Annotated in this window: 1 protein-coding gene and 2 pseudogenes; all 3 read left to right on the forward strand. The window is 73.7% G+C overall.

The window, feature by feature from the left end; translation table 11 throughout:
- Window positions 1-211, forward strand: a pseudogene (locus tag ACWEVO_RS34750) (FAD-binding oxidoreductase); the annotation flags it as partial.
- Complete coding sequence (locus ACWEVO_RS34755; protein WP_452311650.1) at window positions 211-1,584, forward strand: (Fe-S)-binding protein; 1,374 nt, start codon at window positions 211-213, stop codon at window positions 1,582-1,584. The pseudogene ACWEVO_RS34750 and the gene ACWEVO_RS34755, both read left to right, overlap by 1 nt.
- A gap of 67 nt (window positions 1,585-1,651) precedes the next feature.
- Window positions 1,652-2,458: pseudogene (locus tag ACWEVO_RS34760) on the forward strand (L-lactate permease); the annotation flags it as partial.
- Window positions 2,459-2,596: the final 138 nt, after the last annotated feature.

The raw sequence follows: 2,596 nt of genomic DNA on the forward strand, positions 1-2,596 counted from the left end.
CCCGGAACCGGTCGCCGCCCTGGTCGACGCGGTGCGCGCGGCGGCCACCGCCGCCGGCGGCCACGCGGTGGTCCTCACCGCGCCCACCGAGGTGCGGGACCGGGTGGACCTGTGGGGACCGGTCGACGGCCTGACGCTGATGCGCCGGGTCAAGCACCGCTTCGACCCGGACGCCCGGCTCGCGCCGGGCCGGTTCGTGGGAGGCATCTGATGACCGTCCCCCAGCAGCCCCGATCCGGCCCGGTCGACGCCCTCTCGGCCGCCGCCCGCACCCCCGCGTTCGACGCCCACCACCCGCCCGCCGCCAGTCTGATCGCCGACTGCGTGCACTGCGGCTTCTGCCTGCCCACCTGCCCCACGTACGTGCTGTGGGGCGAGGAGATGGACTCCCCCCGGGGACGGATCCACCTGATGCGGCAGGGCCTGGAGGGTGAGCCGCTGACCGACTCCATGGCCACCCACTTCGACCGCTGCCTCGGCTGCATGTCCTGCGTCACCGCCTGCCCCTCCGGCGTGCGCTACGACCGGCTGATCGAGGACACCCGGCAGCAGGTCGAGCGCCGGCACCGGCGTGGACCCCGGGACCGGGCGCTGCGGGCGGCCATCTTCGCGCTCTTCCCGTACCCGCGGCGGCTGCGGCTGCTGCGCGGGCCGCTGCGCGCGTACCAGGGCAGCGGGCTCGGCCGGCTGGTCCGGCGCAGCGGGCTGCTGGACCGGCTCGCCCCCACCCTCGCGGCGCTGGAGTCCCTCGCTCCGCCGCTGCGCCGCCCGCCCCGGCTGCCCGCCCGCCTGCCGGCCGACGGCCCCCGCCGGGCCGTGGTCGGCATGCTCACCGGCTGCGTGCAGGGCGCGTTCTTCCCCGAGGTCAACGCCGCCACCGCCCGGGTACTCGCCGCCGAGGGCTGCGACGTGCTGATCCGGCCCGCTCGGCAGGGCTGCTGCGGGGCGCTCAGCGTGCACAACGGACGCGACGAGGAGGCCCGCCGGTTCGCCCGGCGGCTGCTCGACACCTTCGCCGACGCCGGCGTGGACTACTTCGTCGTCAACGCGGCCGGCTGCGGCTCCACCCTCAAGGAGTACGGGGACCTGCTCCACGACGACCCCCGGTACGCCGCCCTGGCCGCCGACTTCGCCGCCCGGGTCCGCGACCTGTCGGAGGTCCTCGACGAACTGGGCCCGGTCGCGCCCCGGCACCCGCTGCCGGTGACCGTCGCCTACCACGATGCCTGCCACCTCGGCCACGCCCAGGGCGTCCGCGACCAGCCCCGCCGGCTGCTGCGCGGCATCCCCGGACTGGAGCTGCGGGAGATCGCCGACCCGGAGCTGTGCTGCGGCTCGGCGGGCATCTGGAACCTGCTCCACCCCGGGCCGGCCGCCGAACTCGGCGACCGCAAGGCCCGGACCGTACTGGCCACCGGGGCGCGGCTGCTCGTCACCGCCAACCCCGGTTGCCTCATGCAGGTCGCCGCCTCGGTGACCCGCGCCGGCGGCGACCTCGCGCTGGCTCACACCGCCCAGGTCCTCGACGCGTCGATCCGCGGACTGGGCGTCGAGGAGTTGCTGCAAGGAAGGGCCCCTTCTTAACGCCTCCGGTTGAGAAGGGGCCCCCTCTTAACGCTCACCACCCGTCCCAGAAGCGTTGAGGTGACCCATGTTCGATCAGTTCAAGGTGATCACCGACCCGGTCGGTGACTCCGTCGCGCTCTCGGCCATCTTCGCGGTCCTGCCCCTGCTCACCCTCTTCGTCCTGCTCGGCGTGCTCAAGGTGAAGGCCTGGCTGGCCGGGCTGATCTCCCTCGCCGTCGCCCTGGTGGTGGCGGTCGCCGTCTACGCGATGCCGGTCGGGCAGGCGGTCCTGTCCGCCACCGAGGGCGCCGCGTTCGGCTTCTTCCCGATCCTGTGGATCGTCATCAACGCGATCTGGGTCTACAACCTCACCGTCGAGAGCGGACACTTCGACGTGCTGCGCCGCTCCTTCGAACGGGTCAGCCCGGACATGCGGATCCAGGCGATCATCATCGCGTTCTGCTTCGGCGCGCTGCTGGAGGCCCTCGCCGGCTTCGGCACCCCGGTCGCGATCACCGTGGTGATGCTGATGGCACTGGGCTTCCGGCCCATCCACGCCGCCTCGGTCTCACTGCTGGCCAACACCGCGCCGGTCGCCTTCGGCGCCCTCGCCACCCCGATCGTCACCCTGGCCAGCGTCACCAGCGGCGCCAACGACGACCACCGGCTCACCGTGGACACCCTCGGCGCGATGGTCGGCCGGCAGACCCCGATCCTCGCGGTCGTCGTACCACTGATGCTGGTCGCCCTGGTCGACGGGCGGCGTGGGATCCGGCAGACCTGGCCGGCCGCGCTGGTCGCCGGAGTGAGCTTCGGCCTCGCGCAGTTCGTCGCCGCCAACTTCATCTCGGTGCCCCTGACCGACATCATCGCCGCGCTGGTGTCGGCCGCCGCCGTGGTGCTGCTGGTCCGGGTATGGCGCCCACAGACCCCCGCCGACCTGGGCCGCGAGGCTACGCCGAGCTCGGCTACGAGGTGCTCGGCTTCGACGTCGACACGGACAAGATCGCCAAGCTGAACGCCGGCGAGG

The sequence above is a fragment of the Micromonospora sp. NPDC003776 genome, assembly GCF_053605645.1.